The organism is Pseudomonas sp. SZ57, assembly GCF_009495975.1.
GTDB classification, from domain to species: domain Bacteria; phylum Pseudomonadota; class Gammaproteobacteria; order Pseudomonadales; family Pseudomonadaceae; genus Aquipseudomonas; species Aquipseudomonas syringae.
Genome location: NZ_WIBD01000020.1, coordinates 51,749 through 72,268, shown reverse-complemented (window position 1 = coordinate 72,268; position 20,520 = coordinate 51,749). Strand labels below are relative to the sequence as shown.

Genomic DNA, 20,520 nt, shown 5'->3' with positions numbered 1-20,520 from the left:
ATATGGCAAATACACAGCACGTGAAATACGCGACGGAACCTGTGCCCACGGGTGGCTTCATATGCCGTGAATATTCACCCGGGAGCAAGTCTTGACCAGTGCCAATCCGCCTGTCGGCCCAGCGACACCAGTGTCCGCCAGTGTTTCATTGAATGTACTGACCATGAACATGCACATGGGCTTTGGCATTTTCAATCGCCGCTTCATTCTGCCGGAGTTGCGTGAAGCTGTGCGCACGGTATCGGCTGATATCGTGTTTCTTCAGGAAGTGCACGGCGAACACCAGAGCCACGCGCGCAGGGTCAAGGACTGGCCGACGATTTCGCAGTACGAGTTTCTGGCCGACAGCATGTGGAGTGATTTTGCCTACGGCCGCAACGCGGTGTACCCGGATGGCGATCATGGCAACGCGTTGCTGTCCAAATACCCGATCATCCAGCATGAAAACCTCGATATTTCCATTCATGGCACCGAGCAGCGCGGCTTGTTGCACTGCATCCTCGAGGTGCCACACGCGGGCCGGGTGCATGCGGTCTGTGTGCATCTGGGGCTGCGTGAAAGCCATCGGCGTCAGCAGCTCAAACTGCTTAACGAGCTGATGGCACGTATCCCCGAGGGCGAGCCGGTGATCGTTGCCGGTGACTTCAATGACTGGCGCCAGCGCGCCGATGCATCGCTGCAGGGCAGTGGGCTGCACGAGGTTTTTGTCGAGCGCTTCGGCGCACCGGCCAAAAGCTTTCCGGCCCGTTGGCCCTTGCTCTGCCTGGACCGGATCTATGTCCGCAATGCAACGTCGCACCGGCCGAAAGTGCTGTCCAGCCGACCGTGGTCCCACCTTTCCGATCATGCACCGCTCGCGGTGGAGTTGACCTTATGAGCAATACGACAGGGCAGTGGCGCGACGGCAACTCGGTAGAGTTGCTGATCAATGGCGAGGATTTCTACGCCCGGGTATTCGAGTGCATACGTGCTGCGCGCAAAGAAGTGCTGATCGAAACCTTCATCATTTTTGAAGACCGGATCGGCGAGAGTCTGCAACAGGCGTTGCTCGAAGCCGCCGCGAACGGCGCGAAGGTGGTCGTCACGGTGGATGACTATGGCACTTCGGACCTGAGTTCGACGTTTGTCAAAACCATGATCGACGCCGGTATCCAGATCCAGTTGTTCGATCCGCGCCCGCGGTTCATGGGCATGCGCACCAACCTGTTTCGCCGCCTGCACCGCAAGGTGGTGGTGATCGACGGCAAACTGGGTTTCATCGGCGGCATCAACTACAGCGTCGATCATATGACCGACACCGGGGTGACGGCCAAGCAGGACTATGCCGTTCTGGTGCGCGGACCGATTGTTGGCGATATTCACCACAGCGCGTTGAATATGCTCAGCAAGGTCGTTCGTGACAAGTTGCCGCCCGTTGCACTCAAGCTGGACCGCGCCGGTGATGCCAGCATGCTGCTCGCCGAGCGTGACAATGACGAGCACAGCACCGATATCGAAGAGCAGTACCTGGAGGCGATTCGTGCTGCGAAGCAACGCATCACTCTGGCCAATGCGTATTTTTACCCCAGCTACCGCTTTCTGCGTGAACTGCGCAATGCCTCACGGCGGGGCGTCAAGGTCACCCTGATTCTGCAAGGTCAGCCTGACATGCCGTTCGTGCGGGTCTGCTCGCGACTGACCTACACCTACCTGCTGCGCGATGGCGTGGCGATTCACGAATACAAGCAACGTGCATTGCACGGCAAGGTCGCGCTGATCGACCAGGACTGGTCCACCGTGGGCTCCAGCAATCTCGACCCGCTGAGCCTCGCGCTGAACCTGGAAGCCAACCTGTTCATTCGTGATCGCGCGCTCAATGAGCATCTGCAGAACCATCTGATGGAGCTTGCCGCTGCGCACAGCAAGCAGATGAGCCTCAAGGGGGCGGCGCGTGGCCAGTGGTGGCGTGCGCCGATGATTGTATTGAGTTTCTTTTTCCTGCGCCGTTTCCCGGCCATTGCCGGTTTGTTCCCGGTTCACGGAGTGCGCCTCAAGCCCCTGCGTGCGGGTGATGTAGTGCCCGAAGCGAAAGTGATCGAACAGCAGCAGAACAACCATCCGATGGACCAGGAGAAAACCCTATGACCCAAGCCACGCAGGCAGCGCCGCACAGTGCGCAGGGAACCAAGTGGAAGTGGGCAAAGCGGGCGTTCAATCTGTTTTTCTTCATCGCCGTCCCGGTTCTGCTGTTTATGCTGGTCAAGAAGCTTGACTGGCAAGAGGTGAAACAGGCGTTGGCGTCCTACAAGGCCAGCACCTTGGCCATCGCGGCGGCGGTGGCTTTTGCCAGCTACGCGACCTACTGTGGCTTTGACGTGTTGGCGCGTTATTACACCCGGCACACGTTGTCGATCAAGCAGATCGTGCCGGTGACGTTTGTCTGCTATGCGTTCAACCTCAACCTCAGTTCCTGGGTCGGCGGCATCGCCTTGCGTTACCGCCTGTATTCGCGACTCGGGCTGGACGTTTCGACCATCACGCGGATTCTCAGCCTGAGCCTGATTACCAACTGGCTGGGCTACATGCTGCTGGCCGGTTTTGTATTTTCGATGCGTTTTCTGGAGTTGCCCAAAGAGTGGTCGATTGGCACCACAACCCTGCAACTGATCGGCTTCGGACTGTTGGCGGTCTGTTTCGCCTATCTGTTGGCCTGCCGGTTTTCGAAGAAACGCTCATGGACCATCCGTGATCAGGAATTCAATCTGCCGTCGATGAAGCAGGCCTTGATGCAGGCCAGTCTGGGCGCACTGAACTGGTCGTTGATGGCCGCGGTGATTTACACCCTGCTGCCGGACAAGGCGTTTTATCCGGCGATTCTCGGTGTGTTGCTGATCAGCAGCATCGCCGGGGTGATCACTCACATTCCAGCAGGCCTCGGCGTGCTCGAGACCGTGTTCATCACCTTGCTGGCGCACCAGTTTTCCAAGGGCAGCCTGCTCGCAGCGTTGATCGGTTACCGCGCGATCTACTTCCTGCTGCCGCTGCTGCTGGCACTGGTGGTGTATCTGGTGCTGGAAAAACGCGCGAAGAAAATGGGCGAGAAGAACCAGCAGCGCATGGGCGAGGAAGCCAAATCCTGAGGGCTCAGCCCTCAGTCATCAAAGCCGACCTGCTCGTGTATTTCATCGACTTTGAGTTCCAGGCGATAGGCCACGGCAATGAACAGCGCCTGGCACAGGCATAGCGTGGCGCTCAGCGAGCGGAAGGCGAACGAGCTACCCTCGTTGACCAGCAACACAGAGTTGGCGCGCTTGGCCAGCGGCGACAGGTTGCTGTCGGTGATGATCAGCGTCTTGGCCTGATGGTGCTGGGCGATGCGCAGGCAGTGCTGGGTCTCCTTGCCATAGGGCGTGAAGCTGATGGCAATCACCAGGTCATTGGCGCGCACACTGCGCATTTGCTCGCGATAGCTGCCGCCCAGGCCGGAGATCAGGTGAATGCGCTTGTTGGTGTGTTGCAGGTTGTAGACCAGATAATCAGCCACCGCGAACGAGCGGCGCACGCCCACCACATAGATATTGTCGGCGTTGACCACCAGGTCCACGGCTTTTTCGAATTCATCGTCATCCAGCTCGACACTCAGGCGTTCCAGGCCGGAGAGGGTGGCGCTGACGCATTCTCGTGCCAGATCGCCTGCATTGGCCTTCTGTGACTTGTTGGCGATCAGGCTGCGGATACGCTGCTGGTAATTCTGCACCGGCGTGGTCTTGTGCGTATAAGCCTCGCGAAACAACGCCTGCATCTCGCTGAAACCGCTGAAGCCGAAGCGCTGGGAAAATCGCACGATGGCCGAAGGGTGGACTTCGCACTCGCGGGCGATGTCACTGATCCGGTCAACCATGATCCGGTCGCTCTGCTGGCTCATATAGCTGGCAATCCGTTTGAGCTGGCGCGGCAGTCCCTCGTATTCATCAGTGATCAGCCGCAACAAGCCTTCGGCACTGTTCGGCGGCATGTCGACGCTCGTCCCGGGCAGAGTGGGCTGATCGGCGCTGGTCATATTCAAATCCTTTCTGCTTGTTCTTTTTCAGGGCAACGGCGTGCACAGCACGATCGTTGTGGGCCTGACGGTGGAGGCTGCCTTGGGGCAGGAACGACGACTATATCCTACCCGCCTGCGCAGTGTGCCAGCACTTGAGTGGTGGTATGGAAAAAATATTCCACTAAAAATAATTATAGAAAAAATATTGATTGATGTGTCTTGACGTTTTACGCTGCATTCACAAAGCAGCGTGTACACATGATGCAAGCGCTGCAGGCTGATAAAAATAACAGGAGCCACCATGGGCCAGACACGCTTTGCCACTGGGCGTCAGTTGGATCTGATTTGCCTCGGACGCCTGGGCGTCGACCTTTATGCGCAACAAGTGGGGGCGCGACTCGAAGACGTTTCCAGTTTCGCCAAGTACCTGGGCGGCTCGTCGGCCAATATCGCCTTCGGCACGGCCAGGCTCGGGCTCAGGTCAGCCATGCTCAGCAGGGTCGGCGATGATCACATGGGTCGCTTTCTGGTCGAGTCCCTGGCCCGCGAAGGCTGTGATGTCAGTGCGATCAAGCGCGACCCCGAGCGCCTGACGGCGATGGTGCTGCTGGGGCTGAAGGATCGTGAAACCTTTCCTCTGGTGTTCTACCGTGAAAACTGCGCTGACATGGCGCTGCGTGCCGAGGACATCGACGAGCAGCAGATTGCCTCGAGCAAGGCGCTGCTGATCACCGGCACGCATTTCTCTACTGATCAAGTGTTCAAGGCCAGCAGCCAGGCGCTCGACTATGCCGAGAAGCATGACGTCAAACGCGTGCTGGATATCGACTACCGTCCGGTGCTCTGGGGGCTGGCAGGCAAGGCCGATGGCGAGACCCGGTTCGTTGCCGATCAGAAGGTCAGCCAGCATGTGCAGCGCATCCTGCCGCGTTTCGACCTGATCGTCGGCACTGAAGAAGAATTTCAGATTGCCGGCGGTTCGACCGATTTGCTCGCTGCCCTGCGCAAGGTGCGTGAACTGACGGCCGCAACGCTGGTGGTCAAGCTCGGCCCGCAAGGCTGCACGGTGATTCACGGGGCCATTCCTGCGCGGCTGGAAGAGGGCGCCATCTACCCCGGCGTGCAGGTCGAAGTGCTCAACGTGCTCGGTGCGGGCGATGCGTTCATGTCCGGTTTTCTCAGCGGCTGGCTCAAGGAGGCCAGCGACGAACGCTGTTGCCAGCTGGCCAATGCCTGTGGCGGGCTGGTGGTGTCGCGGCACGCCTGTGCGCCCGCCATGCCGACCCCGGCCGAACTCGATTACCTGTTCAACAGCCCTGAACCCATTACTCGCCCTGATCAGGATGTCGCCCTGCAACGGCTGCATCAGGTCAGCGTGCCGCGCAAGCAGTGGCGGCAGTTGTTCATCTTTGCCTTCGATCATCGCGGCCAGTTGGTCGAACTGGCGCAACAGGCCGGGCGTGATCTTCGCAGCATCAGCCAGCTCAAGCAGCTGTTCGTGCAGGCGGTCGAGCGGGTCGAAGCCGACCTGCGCAAGCGCGGCATCGAAGCCGATGTCGGTCTGCTTGCCGACCAGCGCTTCGGTCAGGATTCACTCAACGCGGCGACCGGTCGCGGCTGGTGGGTAGCGCGTCCGGTGGAAGTGCAGGGCTCAAGGCCGCTGGCCTTCGAGCACGGTCGCTCCATCGGCAGCAATCTGCTCGCCTGGCCGCAAGAGCAGATCATCAAGTGCCTGGTGCAATATCACCCCGATGACGAGCCGATGTTGCGCCTGGAGCAGGAAGCGCAGATCAAGGCGCTCTACGACGCTTCGAAAGTCAGCGGCCATGAGTTGCTGCTGGAAATCATTCCGCCCAAGGATCATCCGTCGCCTTATCCTGACGTGATGCTTCGCTCGCTGAAGCGCTTGTACAACCTGGGCATCTACCCGGCGTGGTGGAAGATCGAGGCCCAGAGCGCGCAGGTCTGGCAGCAACTGGATGAACTGATCCAGCAACGCGATCCGTATTGCCGCGGCGTGGTGCTGCTCGGGCTCAATGCGCCGGTCGAGGACCTCGCCGCCGGCTTTGCCGAAGCACGCCACAGTCGGGTCTGCCAGGGCTTTGCCGTCGGCCGGACAATATTCCGTGAGCCAAGCCGGGCATGGATGGCCGGCGAAATAGACGATGCGACACTGATCAGTCGGGTGCAGAGCACCTTCAACTGGTTGATCGAGTCCTGGCGTGAAAGCCGCGCCTGATCGGTTTCGGGTTTCGACGTCACGACAACAACGTCGCGATAACAACAAAAAAGGTGCAGCCATGCCCGTTTCGACTTCCACACCCAGGATCCGCATCGGCATCAATCCGATCTCCTGGAGCAACGATGATTTGCCGGCCCTCGGCGGAGAAACCTCGCTGAGCACGGCGCTGAGCGAAGGCAAAGCCATTGGCTATGAAGGCTTCGAGCTCAACGGCAAGTTTCCGAAAGATGCCAAGGGCGTCGGTGATGTGTTGCGGCCCCATGATCTGGCGCTGGTGTCCGGCTGGTACTCCAGCCGCCTGTCGCGGCGTTCGGTGGCCGAGGAGATCGAAGCCATCACTGGTCATGTGCAACTGCTCGCCGAAAATGGCGCTTCGGTGCTGGTGTATGGCGAAGTGGCCGACTCGATTCAGGGGCAGCGTATCCCGCTGGTCGAACGACCGCGTTTTCACACCGATGCCGCCTGGCATGAATACGCCGAAAAATTGACCGAGCTGGCGCGTTTTACCCTGTCTCGAGGCGTGCGCCTGGCGTATCACCACCACATGGGCGCCTACGTCGAGTCGCCGCAGGATATCGACCGGCTGATGGCGCTGACCGGCGAGGAAGTCGGACTGCTGTTCGATTCCGGGCATTGCTACATGGGCGGTGGCGAACCTCTTCAGGTGTTGAGCAAGCACATCCAGCGTATCTGTCATGTGCATTTCAAGGACGTGCGCAAACCGGTGGTGCAACTGGCACGCAACAATCTGTGGAGCTTTCCGGACTGCATCATCAACGGCACTTTCACGGTGCCGGGCGACGGCGACATCGACTTCTCGGCGCTGCTCAAGGTCTTGTTGCAGGCCGATTACAGCGGCTGGCTGGTGGTCGAGGCCGAACAGGACCCCGCCGTAGCGCCGAGCTATGTGTACGCCAAAAAGGGCTATGACATGTTGCGCCAGCTGCTGGCCGATGCACGATAAGGAGGAATGAATCATGAACCTGCTGACCAAGAGCAAATCCACTGGCCGCGACGTCGTAGCGCTGGCACCCGGTTCACTGGAATACGTGAACTTCGCCGCCTACCGCCTGGAGTCCGGAGAAACCCTGCCACTGAGCGCAGGAGAAAACGAGCTGTGCGTGGTCCTGCTGACCGGGCACGCCAGCGTCAGTGGCGAAGCGCCGGGGCAGGGCGCTTTCAACTGGGAAAACATCGGCGACCGGCAATCGGTGTTCGAAGAGAAATCGCCATTCGCGGTCTACCTGCCGCCGCATAGCCAGGCACAGTTTGTCGCGCGCGGCGCGGTGCAGCTTGCCGTATGCACGGCGCCGGGCGATGCCGGCAAACATTTTCCGGCACGCCTGATCATGCCGGGCAGCATGAAGCGCAGCGTACGCGGCAAGGGCGCCAATACCCGCTATGTGTGCGACATATTGCCGGACAGTGAAGCGGCGCATTCGCTGCTGGTGGTCGAGGTGCGTACACCTTCCGGGCATTCCTCCAGTTACCCGCCGCACAAGCATGACCGGGACAACCTGCCGCACGAGAGCTTCCTCGAAGAAACCTACTACCACCAGGTCAACCCGCCGCAGGGCTTCGTTTTTCAGCGGGTCTACACCGACGACCGCAGCATCGATCAGGCCATGGCCGTGGAAAACAACGATCTGGTGACCGTGCCCAAGGGCTACCACCCGGTCTCCGTCCCTTATGGCTATGAATCCTGGTACCTGAACGTAATGGCCGGTCCGACGCGCGCCTGGCAGTTCCACAACGATCCGCAGCACAGCTGGCTGCTGGATCTCTGATTTCCCATTTTTGTTCTGGAGGCATGAGATGAACGAGTCACCGGTGATCGGCCACTACATCAACGGACACCTGAGCAATGGCGAAGGTGAGCGTTACAGCGAGGTCTTCAACCCGGCAATCGGCACGGTTCAGGCGCGTGTTGCGCTGGCCAGCGTCAAGACCGTGGATGAAGCGGTTGCGGCGGCCAAAGCTGCGTTTCCGGCCTGGGCCGAGCAGTCCTCGTTGCGCCGGGCGCGGGTGATGTTCAAGTTCAAGGAGCTGCTGGACCAGCACCACGATGAACTGGCGCAGATCATTTGCCGCGAGCACGGCAAGGTGTTGTCCGACGCACGCGGCGAGGTGGTGCGCGGTATCGAGATCGTCGAATTTGCCTGCGGTGCGCCCAGCCTGTTGAAGAGCGATTTCAGCGACAACATCGGCGGCGGTATCGATAACTGGAACCTGCGTCAGCCACTGGGCGTCTGCGCCGGGGTCACGCCCTTCAACTTTCCGGTCATGGTGCCCTTGTGGATGATTCCCATGGCGCTGGTGACGGGCAACTGCTTCATCCTCAAACCTTCCGAACGCGATCCGTCGGCCAGCCTGCTGATGGCGCGCCTGCTCAAGGAAGCCGGTCTGCCCGATGGCGTCTTCAATGTGGTGCAGGGTGACAAGGTAGCGGTCGATGCGTTGCTGCAGCACCCTGACATCGAGGCTATTTCCTTCGTCGGCTCGACCCCGATCGCTGAATACATCCATCAGCAAGGCACTGCCCACGGCAAGCGCGTGCAGGCGCTGGGCGGGGCCAAGAACCATATGATCGTGATGCCCGACGCTGATCTGGATCAGGCCGCCGACGCCTTGATCGGGGCGGCTTATGGCTCGGCAGGGGAGCGCTGCATGGCGATCTCGATTGCCGTGGTGGTTGGCGATGTCGGCCAGCGCCTCATCGACAAGCTGCTGCCGCGCATCGACCAGCTCAAGGTCGGCAACGGCATGCAGGCCGATTCGGACATGGGGCCGCTGGTCACCGCTGTGCACAAGGCCAAGGTCGAGGGCTTCATCGATCAGGGCGTCAAAGAGGGCGCGAGGCTGCTCGTCGATGGGCGCAACTTCAAGGTGCCGGGTGCCGAGCAGGGCTTTTTCGTCGGCGCGACGCTGTTCGACCACGTCACGCCGCAGATGCAGATCTACAAGGAAGAAATCTTCGGCCCGGTGCTGGGCATCGTCCACGTCACGGATTTTGCCAGTGCCGTGGCGCTGATCAATGCCCACGAGTTCGGCAATGGCGTGTCGTGCTTCACCAGCGATGGCGGCGTGGCGCGTGCATTCGCTCGCAACATCAAGGTCGGCATGGTCGGCATCAACGTGCCGATCCCGGTGCCCATGGCCTGGCATTCGTTTGGTGGCTGGAAGCGTTCGCTGTTTGGCGATCACCATGCCTATGGCGAAGAAGGCCTGCGTTTTTACAGCCGCTACAAAAGCGTCATGCAGCGCTGGCCGGACAGCATCGCCAAAGGCCCCGAGTTCAGTATGCCGACTGCCAAATAATTCGCGGCAACGCATCGCAACGCTTTCCACCTCAAACAACAACAAGGTGTGAACATGAGTACAACCCGACTGACCATGGCCCAGGCCCTGGTGAAGTTTCTCGATAACCAGTACGTCGAAGTCGACGGCGTACAAAGCAAATTCGTCGCGGGTGTCTTCACCATTTTCGGGCATGGCAACGTATTGGGCCTTGGTCAGGCGCTGGAGCAGGACAGCGGCGACCTGGTGGTCCATCAGGGCCGCAACGAGCAGGGCATGTGCCACGCCGCCATCGGTTTTGCCAAGCAGCACCTGCGGCGCAAAATCTACGCGTGCAGTTCATCGGTCGGCCCTGGCGCGGCGAACATGGTCACCGCTGCCGCAACGGCCACGGCCAACCGCATCCCGCTGCTGTTGTTGCCGGGTGATGTCTACGCCAGCCGCCAGCCCGATCCGGTGCTGCAGCAGATCGAGCAGTTCCACGACCTGAGCATCAGCACCAACGATGCGTTCAAGGCGGTGAGCAAATACTGGGACCGCATCAACCGGCCCGAGCAGTTGATGAGCGCAGCGCTCAATGCCATGCGCGTATTGACCGATCCGGCCGATACGGGCGCCGTCACCCTGGCGCTGCCTCAGGATGTGCAGGCCGAAGCCTACGACTACCCGGACAGCTTCCTGCAAAAGCGCGTGCACCGCATCGACCGTCGCCCGCCGAGCCAGGCCATGCTCGACGACGCGTTGCAGCTGCTGGCCGGCAAGCGCAAGCCGCTACTGATCTGTGGCGGCGGGGTGCGTTACTCAGGTGCAGCCGATGCCTTGCAAGCCTTTGCCGAGCGCTTCGATATCCCGTTCGCCGAAACCCAGGCCGGCAAGAGCGCCATCGTTTCGGCGCACCCGTTGAACATGGGCGGCATTGGCGAAACCGGCACGCTGGCGGCCAATCGGCTGGCAAAAGAAGCGGACCTGATCATCGGCGTAGGCACCCGCTACAGCGATTTCACCACTGCGTCGAAATGGTTGTTCCAGAACCCGGATGTGCAGTTTCTCAACCTCAATGTCGGCGCTTTCGATGTGCAGAAGCTGGACGGCGTGCAGTTGCTGGCCGATGCACAGGTAGCATTGCAGGCATTGAGCGAAAGCCTGCAAGCCAGCGGCTATCGTGCGGCCTGGGGCGATGCGCCAAAGACCGCGCGTGCCGAGCTGGAGGCCGAGGTCGATCGCCTGTATGCGGTCGAGTACCAAGGCGAGGATTTTGCTCCGGAAATCAACGATCACCTGGACCCGGCCGTATTGCGCGAGTTCATCGAGCTGACCGGTTCGTGCCTGACCCAGAGCGGCGTGCTGGGCATCCTCAATCAGAGCGTGCCTGAAGACGCGGTGATCGTCGCGGCGGCAGGCAGCCTGCCGGGTGACCTGCAGCGCGCCTGGCGCAGCACCGGGGTCGACACCTATCACGTCGAATACGGCTATTCATGCATGGGCTATGAGGTCAACGCCGCACTGGGCGTGAAACTCGCAGCGCCGCACCGCGAAGTCTTTGCGCTGGTCGGCGATGGCTCTTACATGATGCTCCATTCGGAGCTGGCCACCTCGATCCAGGAACGGCGCAAGATCAACGTGGTGTTGCTCGACAACATGACCTTTGGCTGCATCAACAACCTGCAAATGGGCAACGGCATGAACAGCTTCGGTACCGAGTTCCGTTTCCGTAACCCGCAAACCGGCAAGCTCGATGGCGACTTTGTGCCGGTGGATTTCGCCATGAGCGCTGCCGCCTACGGCTGCAAGACCTACAAGGTCAGCACCGCCGAGCAGTTGCGCGACGCACTGGCCGATGCGCAGCAGCAGACAGTCTCGACCCTGATCGACATCAAGGTCCTGCCCAAGACCATGATCCACAACTACCTGTCCTGGTGGCGTGTCGGGGTTGCCGAAGTGTCGACCACCGGCACCACGGCGCAGGTGTACGACAGGCTCAGTCGCGAGCTGACCAAGGCGCGTCAGTACTGATCGTTTTCTCGTTCGGACTCCATGACTCCCTTCCCGGGAATACCTAATAAAAAAAGGAACATGAACATGGCATTGAAACTCGGCGTGATCGGCACAGGCGCAATCGGTCAGGATCATATCCGGCGGTGCAGCAAGACGCTGGTTGGCAGTCAGGTGGTGGCTGTCACCGACATCAATCTCGAACAAGCAGCGAAGGTCGTGCGCGAGCTGGACATCAGCGCCGAAGTGTATGCCGACGGGCACGCACTGATCGCCGCGCCGGACGTCGAGGCGGTTCTGGTCTGTTCCTGGGGGCCCAGTCACGAAGAGTACGTGCTGGCGGCCATCGCTGCGGGCAAGCCGGTGTTCTGCGAGAAGCCGCTGGCAGTGACTGCCGAAGGCTGCCGGCACATTGTCGAAGCCGAGATTGCCAGTGGCAGGCGTCTGGTGCAGGTGGGGTTCATGCGCCCTTATGATCAAGGCTATCGCGCGCTCAAGGCAGTGATCGACAGCGGCCGGATAGGTGAGCCGCTGATGCTGCATTGCGCGCACCGCAACCCGCGTGTGGGCGAGAACTACAAGACCGACATGGCCATCACCGACACGCTGATTCACGAACTCAATGTGCTGCGCTGGTTGCTCAACGACGACTACGTGTCGGTGCAGGTAGTCTTCCCGCGCAAGACCAGCAAGGCCCTGGCACACATGAAAGACCCGCAGATCGTGATGCTGGAAACGGCGCGCGGTACACGCATCGACGTTGAGGTCTTCGTCAACTGTCAGTACGGTTACGACATCCAGTGTGAAGTGGTGGGCGAGAGCGGCATCGCCAGATTACCCGAGCCGTCACAGGTACAGCTGCGCAGCGAAGCCAAGCTGTCGAACGAAATCCTGATGGACTGGAAGGACCGTTTCATCGCCGCCTATGACGTTGAACTGCAGGATTTCATCGACGGAGTGAAGGCCGGGACGATCTTCGGGCCTTCCGCGTGGGATGGCTATGCCGCCGCCGTGGCCGCCGATGCCTGTATTCTGGCGCAGAACAGCGGGGCAATCGTCCCTGTCACACTGGCGATGCGTCCGGCTTTCTACGGCTGACGCCTGACACATAAAGGAGGGATGCATGCGAGCAGGATTGGTAGGCTACGGAAAGGGCGGGCGTTACTTTCATGCGACGCTGATTTCAAGTTTGCCGGGTGCCACGTTTGTGGGGGTGGTGACCCGTTCACCCGAGCGCAAGCAGGAAGTGGCCATAGACCATCCCGGTGTGGCGACCTTCGACACACTGGCCGAGCTGGTCGCTGCCGGGGTTGATGTGGTGGTGATTTCCACGCCGCTGGCCTCGCGCCGAGCGTTGATCCTCGAAGCGATAGAACTGGGTGTCGGGGTGGTCAGCGACAAGCCTTTCGCCAGTGATGCCGCGCAGGCGCGCGAGCTGGTGGACGCGGCCGAGCGCCGTGGCGTACTGCTCAGCGTTTATCAGAACCGCCGCTGGGATTCGGACTTCCTCACCGTACGCAAATTGCTCGACAGTGAGGCGCTGGGCGCGGTCAGCCGGTTCGAGTCCAGCATCGAGCGTTATTCGCCACGGTCTGTCGGCAAGGCCAGCGGCGGAGGTGTGCTGCGTGACCTGGGCAGTCATCTGGTGGATCAGGCGCTGGTGCTGTTCGGCCCGGTCGAACGGGTGTATGCGGAACTGCAATTCGCTGCGCCGCACGACGAACTGGATCACACGTTCTTCGTTTCCCTGCGCCATGCCTGCGGCGTGACTTCACACTTGTCCGGCAGCTGCCTGCAAAACAGTGCCAAGCCGCGTTTCAGGGTCAGTGGGGCGAAGGGTTGTTACAGCGTCGACGGGCTGGACGGCCAGGAAGAGGCCGCCTTTGCCGGGCTCACGCCAAAGTCCGAGGGCGAGCGCTGGGGTGTCGAGGAGCATCGGCGCTGGGGCTGGTTCGAGCAGGGCGAGCATCGTGAGCGCGTGCCGTCGGAGCGCGGTTGCTGGCTGGAGTTCTACCGCCAGCTGCAAAGCGCCGTCGACGAGCAGGGCAGTAATCCGGTCAATCCACACGATGCGATAGCCTCTGCGCAGGTCATGGATGCCGCGCGCCTGAGCGCTAGAGAAGGGCGCGTTTTGGTGCTGTAGCCATTGCGCGCTGCAGCGCATCCAGCCGCCCGTTATCGAAGAGAGCCTGACGCTTGCCATGCGTCGGGCTTTGTCGTCTCTGTAAGCGAATAAAATGAAATGGAATAAAATTCTAAAATCAGTTGAATTGGAAAATATTTTCCAATAGAGTCGTTTTCAGGTTACCGACTATCGAATCACTCGCGTTTTGAAGGTTTTTCAGATCACGAGAAGCAAGCCCTACAAAAACAAAACAAAAGATAGGTACTGTCGATGAAAACCCCTACCTCTGGCCTCACCGCCAAGCGTTCTGCCACCTCGTCATTCTGGATCCGGACCCTGGAGCGATTTCTCACCGTCGTCGCCCAAGGCCTGCGCGTGCGCCACAAGGATGCGCAATTGTTCTGCATTCCCGGTGCTACCGGGATCCGCCTGTCACGCTGATTCGCTGCATCCACACAACAACAAGAATTTGGAGACAGATCCTCATGAAGACCAAGATTGCTTTGACCTCGTTGGCGATGGCGCTGATGTTGGGCAGCGGTGCAGCTTTGGCCGATATCAAGATCGGTGTGGCCATGTCGCAGTTCGATGACACCTGGCTGACCTACCTGCGTGACGACATGAATGCCAAGGCCAAAATCATGTCCACGAGCGAGAAAGTGGACCTGCAATTCGTCGATGCCCGCGCGGACGTCAACAAGCAGCTTGATCAGGTCAAGGACCTGATCAACAAGAAAGTCGACGCGCTGATCGTCAATCCGGTCGACACCGCTGCTACCGCGCGTATCACCAAGGAAGCGGTCGCCGCAGGTATCCCGCTGGTCTACGTCAACCGCCGTCCGGACGATCCGAAGCTGCCAGCAGGCGTCGCCACCGTGACGTCGGATGACATGGAGGCCGGTCGACTTCAGGCGCAATACATCGCCGACAAAATGAAAGACAAGGGCAATGTCATGATTCTCCTGGGTGACCTGGCCAACAACTCCACGCTAAACCGCACCAAGGGCATCAAGGAAGTCTTGGCCAAGTACCCGGACATCAAGATAGAAGAGGAACAGACCGGTACCTGGCTGCGCCAGAAGGGCATGGACCTGACCAACGACTGGCTCACGCAAGGGCGCAAATTCAACGCGGTGCTGGCCAACAACGATGAAATGGCCATTGGTGCAGCGATGGCGCTGAAGCAGGCAGGCGTCGGCAAGGGCAGCGTTTTCGTCGCCGGTGTCGACGGTACGCCGGACGGGCTCAACGCCGTGACCAAGGGCGATCTGGCCGTATCGGTCTATCAGGACGCGAAAGGGCAGGCCGACGGGGCGATCGATGCCGCGGTGAAACTGGCCAGGAAGGAAAAGGTCGAGCCCCAGGCGATCATCATTCCTTATCGCCTGATCACCCCTGAAAACGTCGCCACCTTCAAATAACAACGATCGCCAGGCCCGGGAGGGCCCGCAAATGCTCTCCCGCAGCCTGCCGCTTGAGGAGTTGTGATCATGTTCGGTTCTGCTACTGCCAATCCGCCCGCGCAACGCGATCTGCCGTCCGGCGACGGGGGTGGTGAGGCGCCTGATGTCCAGGCCCCGTATCTGCTGGAAATCAGCCATGTCAGCAAGGGCTTCCCTGGCGTCATTGCGCTCAACGATGTGCAGCTGCGCGTTCGCCCTGGCAGCGTGCTGGCGCTGATGGGCGAGAACGGAGCCGGAAAATCGACCCTGATGAAAATCATTGCGGGCATCTATCAGCCGGATTTGGGCGAAATCCGCCTGCGTGGCAAGCCGGTCCGCTTCGATACGCCTCTTTCAGCGTTGCAGGCGGGTATCGCCATGATCCATCAGGAACTGAACCTGATGCCGTTCATGAGCATTGCCGAGAACATCTGGATCGGTCGCGAGCAGCTCAACGGCCTGCACATGGTCGATCACCGCGAGATGCACCGCTGCACTGCCGAGCTGCTGGAGCGCCTGCGCATCAAGCTCGACCCCGAGGAACTGGTCGGCACGCTGAGCATTGCCGAGCGGCAGATGGTGGAAATCGCCAAGGCCGTGTCATACGACTCGGACGTGCTGATCATGGACGAACCGACCTCGGCGATCACCGAAACCGAAGTCGCTCACCTGTTCTCGATCATCAGCGACCTGCGTGCCCAGGGCAAAGGCATCATTTACATCACCCACAAGATGAACGAAGTCTTCGAAATCGCCGACGAAGTGGCGGTGTTTCGCGACGGCGCCTACATCGGCCTGCAGCGCGCCGACAGCATGGACGGCGACAGCCTGATCACCATGATGGTGGGCCGTGAACTGACCCAACTGTTCCCCGAGCGGGAGAAACCGGCAGGCGACGTGCTGCTGTCCGTCAACCGGCTGAGCCTGAACGGCATTTTCAAGGATGTGAGCTTCGACCTGCGTGCCGGGGAGGTGCTTGGCATTGCCGGGCTGATGGGTTCCGGGCGCACCAATGTGGCCGAGACCCTGTTCGGCATAACCCCCAGCGACAGCGGCGAGGTGCGCTTCGATGGCAAGACGGTGCACATCGGCGATCCACATCAGGCCATCGAACTGGGTTTTGCGCTGCTTACGGAGGACCGCAAATTGACCGGCCTGTTTCCATGCCTGTCGGTGATGGAAAACATGGAGATGGCCGTGCTGGCCAACTATGCCGGTAGCGGTTTCGTGCAACAGAAGGCCTTGCGCGCATTGTGCGAAGACATGTGTAAAAAGCTTCGGGTCAAGACGCCGTCGCTGGAACAGTGCATCGACACATTATCCGGCGGTAACCAGCAGAAGGCACTGCTCGCGCGCTGGCTGATGACCAACCCCAGGGTGCTGATTCTGGATGAACCCACACGCGGTATCGACGTGGGGGCCAAGGTGGAAATCTACCGCCTGATCTCCCTGCTGGCCAGTGAAGGCATGGCGGTCATCATGATTTCCTCGGAGCTGCCGGAAGTGCTTGGCATGAGTGACCGGGTCATGGTCATGCACGAAGGCGAAATGATGGGCATCCTCGATCGTGGCGAAGCGACCCAGGAAAAAGTCATGCATCTGGCCTCCGGCCACAAGGTTCATTGAGTTCGCACTACAGGGCTCGGTAGAAGAAGAACAAGAGGAAAACGAACATGAGCGACGCGATTCTGCAAAATAAACCGGCCATGACGCCGACCAGAAGCAAACGGCGGCTGCCCACCGAACTGAGCATCTTTCTGGTGCTGATCGGCATCGGCCTGATCTTTGAACTGTTCGGCTGGATCGTCCGTGATCAGAGCTTCCTGCTCAATTCCCAGCGTCTGGTATTGATGATCCTGCAAGTGTCGATCATCGGCTTGCTGGCCATCGGCGTGACTCAGGTGATCATTACTACAGGCATCGATCTCTCGTCCGGCTCGGTACTTGCGCTTTCAGCGATGATTGCCGCGAGCCTGGCACAGACCTCCGACTTCTCCCGGGCGGTGTTCCCGTCGCTGACCGACCTGCCGGTGTGGATTCCGGTCGTCGTCGGGCTCGGGGTCGGGCTGCTGGCAGGCGCCATTAACGGCAGCATCATTGCCATAACCGGCATTCCACCGTTCATTGCCACGCTGGGCATGATGGTCTCTGCGCGCGGTCTGGCACGCTTCTATACCGAAGGTCAGCCGGTGAGCATGCTCTCCGACTCGTACACGGCCATCGGCCAGGGCGCGATGCCGGTGATCATCTTTCTGGTGGTGGCGGTCATCTTTCACATAGCCCTGCGTTACACCAAGTACGGTAAATACACCTACGCCATTGGCGGCAACATGCAGGCGGCACGTACTTCAGGCATCAACGTCAAGCGTCATCTGGTGATTGTCTACAGCATCGCAGGGCTGCTGGCCGGGCTGGCAGGGGTGGTTGCCTCGGCGCGCGCGGCAACCGGGCAGGCCGGGATGGGCATGTCCTACGAGCTGGACGCCATCGCCGCTGCGGTCATCGGTGGCACCAGCCTTTCCGGAGGGGTTGGGCGGATCACCGGGACGGTGATCGGTGCGCTGATCCTCGGCGTGATGGCCAGCGGCTTCACCTTTGTCGGGGTGGACGCCTATGTTCAGGACATTATCAAAGGCTTGATCATTGTCGTGGCCGTGGTAATCGATCAATATCGCAACAAGCGCAAGACCAAGCGCTGATTCAATCACCTGCAGCAAAGGGCCTTTCAAGGCCCTTTTGTGCGTTGGAGTTTGCAGGAACCGATTGGTTGTCAGTGGGTCAGAGCCTCATCAAGCAACCTGCTGGCCAGGTCTTTCGCCCGCATTTCAAGGGTTTTACGGTAATTGCTGTACAAAAATCCTTCAATTGTGTTGCCGAGCCCGCTAGCCGGCCTTAGACTGCCGCCCCTCGTAAATTGAGTGCCAGGTGGCGCTTGGAGATTATTGGTTTGAACGGCAACGTCAGGCCGCTCCTCAATGCACGTTTTTTTATAGAGAAATAAATGACAAAGGAAAAGTTGCTGGCCATGCCGGCCGATGACTACATGAACGCCGAGCAGCACGCTTTCTTCGTCGAGCTGTTGCAGGGCATGAAGGTCGAGATCCATGAGCGTATCGAGCAGAGCCGCATTGCGATCGAGAGCCTGGACACGCCTGCCGACCCGGCTGACGCCGCTTCGGTCGAAGAAGAGCGTCACTGGCTGGTCAACGTGATCGATCGCGACCAGCGCATGCTGCCACAGTTGGAAATGGCCCTTTCGCGTATTGCCGACGACACCTTCGGCTGGTGCGACGACAGCGGCGAGCCAATCGGCCTCAAGCGCTTGCTGATCAGCCCGACCACCAAGTATTGCATCGAAGCGCAAGAGCGCCACGAGCAGATCGACAAGCACCAGCGCCAGGCCTGATACGCAGGTAACCGCGACTGAGTGACCAGACCGGGAGGCAAGCAATTGCCTCCCGGTTTTGTTGTGCCCGGAATTTGTCGAAAACGCGTTGATCGCCATCGCTCGGGCGCTACGACCAACAGCGCATGGCACAAGGCCGTTATCTGGCGTTTAATAGCGCCATAACGACAATGACAGACGGGGTGACGCAACATGGCCGAGAACCTATCCATGGCAGCCGGATTAACGCTGGCCGATACGCCCGACGCTGCATCGAGGTGGTGGGTGCCGGCGGTGCAAAGCGTTGGTCTGTGCTTGCTGTTCGCCGCCATGAGTGTTGCGGGCCTGTCGCTATATGTCGTCATTCCTCTGGCGTTGCTGGTGGTCTGGTTGCCGCGCCTGGTGCGCAGCAGGCAAGCGCTGCCAGGCGGCGCGGTGGGCGACAGCGATATCGCCTTGCTGACTCGCGACCTGTCGCGCACCACCAGTCATAACGCGCTGTCCGCGGCCCAGGTGGCCTTTTCCGTTGGTCAACTGGCTGGCAAGGTGCAGTCGCAACTGGGGGCTGCCGAACAGATCGTCAGCAGTGCCGAGCAGATGATCGCCACCGAGCAACAGACGGCCCAGTTGAGCCAGCAGGCATTGGTTGCTGCCAGCGAGGCGCGGCAGCGCAGCGAATCGGGCAGTGGCGTGCTGAATGAGTCCATCGAACGCATGCACCGCCTGAGCAAGCGTGCCGTCGGCAGCCGTGAGCTGATCGAGGCACTCAGCCAGCGCAGCGAAGAGATCCAGCGTGTGACGCTGGTCATTCAGTCGATTGCCAGCCAGACCAACCTGTTGGCGCTCAACGCCGCCATCGAAGCGGCGCGGGCTGGCGAGCACGGACGCGGTTTTGCGGTGGTTGCCGACGAAGTCCGTGGTCTCGCCGGCCGCACTGCCAGTGCCACGGGCGAGGTCGGGCAGATGGTGGCGGATATCCAGCAGCGCACCGCTCAGGTCGTGGAGCAGATTCGCGAGCTGTCGTCCGATCTGGATGTGGGGGTCGAGCAGGTCGAGCTGACCGGCGAGCACTTGGGCAATATCGCCCGGCTTGCGGTTGAGCTGGAAAGCCAGGTCGGCGAAATCGCGCAGGGCGCGAGGAGCAATCAGGATCAGTTGGCAAGCCTGTTCGACGCTGTCGAGCACATGCGCAGTGATCTTGCCGTCAGCGATGAGCAGACCCGGCAACTGGCCAAGTCCGCAGTGCAGATGGAGGGGCAGGCCGAGACTATCAGCCAGCGCCTGGCGCAGGTCGGTCTGGATGAATACCACCAGCGCATTTACGACCTGGCTCGTGAAGGCGCGCGAATGATCAGCGAAAAGTTCGAGGCCGATATCGAACAGGGCCGGGTCAGCCTTGATGACCTGTTCGACCGCAATTACAAATCCGTCGCCAATACGTCGCCCACCCGCTTTACGACGCGTTTCGACCGTTACACCGATCAGGTACTGCCAGCACTGCAGGAACCGCTGCTGTCGCGTCATGAAGGTCTGGTATTTGCCATCGCCTGTACGCAACAGGGCTATGTGCCGACGCACAACAATGCCTTCAGCCAGCCCTTGACCGGCGATGCCACGCTGGATAACGCGCGCAATCGAAGCAAGCGCAAGTTCGATGACCGTACCGGCATTCGCTGTGGCAGCCACCAACAGCCGGTCCTGCTGCAAACCTACACGCGAGACACCGGCGAACTGATGCACGACCTGTCCGTGCCGATCATGATCAACGGCCGACACTGGGGTGGTCTGCGCCTGGGGTACAGGCCGCAAGGCCGTTGATACGGGTAAACGCTCATTCAGGTCGGCAAGAGGGCTGGCCTGTTAGTTGGTTTTTCAATGAAAGAGTGCATCAGAAAAGTTATCGGTGCGTGTGTGTAGGGTTTTATTTATAAGTAATAAAGTCATGACTATAGAAGTCGTAGGAACGGTCTGAAAAGGCGCAACATGGCTTGACTGCTCACTGTCTTTAAGCAAGCT

Annotated in this window: 18 protein-coding genes; 17 read left to right on the top strand and 1 reads right to left on the bottom strand. The window is 60.1% G+C overall.

All coding sequences use genetic code 11. The features are described 5' to 3' along the window. Nucleotides 1–91 precede the first annotated feature (91 nt). The 3 genes from GE543_RS18080 to GE543_RS18070 are packed head-to-tail and all read left to right on the top strand — an operon-like array spanning nucleotide 92 to nucleotide 3,119. Nucleotides 92–877: an endonuclease/exonuclease/phosphatase family protein gene (locus tag GE543_RS18080; RefSeq protein ID WP_003412144.1), complete on the top strand. Its 786-nt coding sequence runs from the start codon at nucleotides 92–94 to the stop codon at nucleotides 875–877. Continuing rightward, on the top strand, nucleotides 874–2,124 hold the full coding sequence (gene clsB, locus GE543_RS18075) for a cardiolipin synthase ClsB (RefSeq protein ID WP_153222050.1): 1,251 nt from the start codon (nucleotides 874–876) through the stop codon (nucleotides 2,122–2,124). Before GE543_RS18080 ends, clsB begins: the two co-directional genes overlap by 4 nt. Next, nucleotides 2,121–3,119, top strand: coding sequence for a lysylphosphatidylglycerol synthase domain-containing protein (locus tag GE543_RS18070; protein ID WP_046237184.1), 999 nt, complete (start codon nucleotides 2,121–2,123; stop codon nucleotides 3,117–3,119). Before clsB ends, GE543_RS18070 begins: the two co-directional genes overlap by 4 nt. An 11-nt stretch (nucleotides 3,120–3,130) precedes the next feature. Here the strand turns inward: GE543_RS18070 and GE543_RS18065 are convergent, their stop codons facing one another. After that, nucleotides 3,131–4,039, bottom strand: a complete 909-nt coding sequence (locus GE543_RS18065; protein WP_003315787.1) for a MurR/RpiR family transcriptional regulator — start codon at nucleotides 4,037–4,039, stop codon at nucleotides 3,131–3,133. A gap of 40 nt (nucleotides 4,040–4,079) precedes the next feature. On the opposite strand from GE543_RS18065, the gene GE543_RS18060 reads away from it, so the two are divergent. The 14 genes from GE543_RS18060 to GE543_RS17995 all read left to right on the top strand — a co-directional run bounded on the left by GE543_RS18060 (nucleotide 4,080) and on the right by GE543_RS17995 (nucleotide 20,322). After that, a complete protein-coding gene (locus GE543_RS18060) occupies nucleotides 4,080–4,244 on the top strand; it encodes a hypothetical protein (RefSeq protein ID WP_153222049.1) in 165 nt (54 codons plus the stop codon). Between the two features lie 78 nt (nucleotides 4,245–4,322). Continuing rightward, nucleotides 4,323–6,260, top strand: coding sequence for a 5-dehydro-2-deoxygluconokinase (gene iolC, locus GE543_RS18055; RefSeq protein WP_153222048.1), 1,938 nt, complete (start codon nucleotides 4,323–4,325; stop codon nucleotides 6,258–6,260). 61 nt (nucleotides 6,261–6,321) lie between these two features. Beyond that, nucleotides 6,322–7,227, top strand: a complete 906-nt coding sequence (gene iolE, locus GE543_RS18050; protein ID WP_153222047.1) for a myo-inosose-2 dehydratase — start codon at nucleotides 6,322–6,324, stop codon at nucleotides 7,225–7,227. Between the two features lie 13 nt (nucleotides 7,228–7,240). Beyond that, nucleotides 7,241–8,050 (top strand): 5-deoxy-glucuronate isomerase, encoded by an 810-nt coding sequence (gene iolB / locus GE543_RS18045; protein ID WP_003348011.1) that lies wholly within the window; start codon nucleotides 7,241–7,243, stop codon nucleotides 8,048–8,050. Between the two features lie 28 nt (nucleotides 8,051–8,078). Beyond that, nucleotides 8,079–9,581: a CoA-acylating methylmalonate-semialdehyde dehydrogenase gene (locus GE543_RS18040; protein ID WP_153222046.1), complete on the top strand. Its 1,503-nt coding sequence runs from the start codon at nucleotides 8,079–8,081 to the stop codon at nucleotides 9,579–9,581. Between the two features lie 54 nt (nucleotides 9,582–9,635). Next, nucleotides 9,636–11,573, top strand: a complete 1,938-nt coding sequence (gene iolD / locus GE543_RS18035; RefSeq protein ID WP_003417662.1) for a 3D-(3,5/4)-trihydroxycyclohexane-1,2-dione acylhydrolase (decyclizing) — start codon at nucleotides 9,636–9,638, stop codon at nucleotides 11,571–11,573. Between the two features lie 66 nt (nucleotides 11,574–11,639). Beyond that, a complete protein-coding gene (locus tag GE543_RS18030) occupies nucleotides 11,640–12,650 on the top strand; it encodes a Gfo/Idh/MocA family protein (RefSeq protein WP_003417661.1) in 1,011 nt (336 codons plus the stop codon). A 25-nt stretch (nucleotides 12,651–12,675) separates the two neighbouring features. Further along, on the top strand, nucleotides 12,676–13,695 hold the full coding sequence (locus tag GE543_RS18025; protein WP_153222045.1) for a Gfo/Idh/MocA family protein: 1,020 nt from the start codon (nucleotides 12,676–12,678) through the stop codon (nucleotides 13,693–13,695). Nucleotides 13,696–13,947: 252 nt separating this feature from the next. Further along, nucleotides 13,948–14,118, top strand: coding sequence for a hypothetical protein (locus GE543_RS18020; protein WP_153222044.1), 171 nt, complete (start codon nucleotides 13,948–13,950; stop codon nucleotides 14,116–14,118). A gap of 44 nt (nucleotides 14,119–14,162) precedes the next feature. Then, nucleotides 14,163–15,098, top strand: coding sequence for a sugar ABC transporter substrate-binding protein (locus GE543_RS18015; RefSeq protein WP_153222043.1), 936 nt, complete (start codon nucleotides 14,163–14,165; stop codon nucleotides 15,096–15,098). A gap of 69 nt (nucleotides 15,099–15,167) precedes the next feature. After that, nucleotides 15,168–16,745, top strand: coding sequence for a sugar ABC transporter ATP-binding protein (locus GE543_RS18010; protein WP_153222042.1), 1,578 nt, complete (start codon nucleotides 15,168–15,170; stop codon nucleotides 16,743–16,745). Nucleotides 16,746–16,792: 47 nt separating this feature from the next. Then, entirely contained in the window at nucleotides 16,793–17,818 is a 1,026-nt protein-coding gene (locus GE543_RS18005; RefSeq protein WP_003370536.1) for an ABC transporter permease, read from the top strand. Nucleotides 17,819–18,120: 302 nt separating this feature from the next. Further along, the gene (locus GE543_RS18000) at nucleotides 18,121–18,525 is read left to right on the top strand and encodes a TraR/DksA C4-type zinc finger protein (RefSeq protein ID WP_002554078.1); all 405 of its coding nucleotides are present in this window, start codon (nucleotides 18,121–18,123) and stop codon (nucleotides 18,523–18,525) included. A gap of 192 nt (nucleotides 18,526–18,717) precedes the next feature. Then, on the top strand, nucleotides 18,718–20,322 hold the full coding sequence (locus GE543_RS17995) for a methyl-accepting chemotaxis protein (protein ID WP_153222041.1): 1,605 nt from the start codon (nucleotides 18,718–18,720) through the stop codon (nucleotides 20,320–20,322). The last annotated feature ends 198 nt before the right edge of the window (nucleotides 20,323–20,520 follow it).